The 419-nt window shown below is 64.0% G+C and carries 1 protein-coding gene; it reads right to left on the bottom strand.

Going from position 1 to position 419, the window contains the following annotated elements:
* The coding region (locus tag BST44_RS29285; RefSeq protein ID WP_142274751.1) for an IS110 family transposase at nucleotides 1–419 on the bottom strand (419 nt) is incomplete at both ends.

Here is a 419-nt window from a genome sequence, read left to right on the forward strand (position 1 = left end):
CAGCCCGGTATCGCCAGCAGGGCGGGCGCCACGGCGCGAACGCGTTCGCCGATGCGCTTGGCCAACGCATCGATCTGTTCGGTGAGCCGGGTGATGTCGGCCAACTCCTCACAAGCCAGTTCGGCAACTAGACCCGGGACTGTGATCAGCCACGCGCCCAGGATCTGGCGGTGTTTGGTTCGGTCCAGCGATGCGGCCTTGGGGGCCCGTTCGGGATCGAGTTCATGGACTCGCCAACGCAGCCGGTTAATCGTCGCGGTGCGTTGTGCCACAAGGACTTCGCGGCGGTCAACTAACAACTTCAGCTCGCGCGATATCTCATCATGAGAGGCAATCGGCAGGTCAGGTTCACGCAGAAACCCGCGCGCGACCGCCAGTGCATCGATGGGGTCAGACTTACCGCGCGTGCGTGCTGAGGC

The sequence above is a fragment of the Mycobacterium scrofulaceum genome (assembly GCF_002086735.1).
In the GTDB taxonomy this organism is placed as follows: Bacteria; Actinomycetota; Actinomycetes; order Mycobacteriales; family Mycobacteriaceae; genus Mycobacterium; species Mycobacterium scrofulaceum.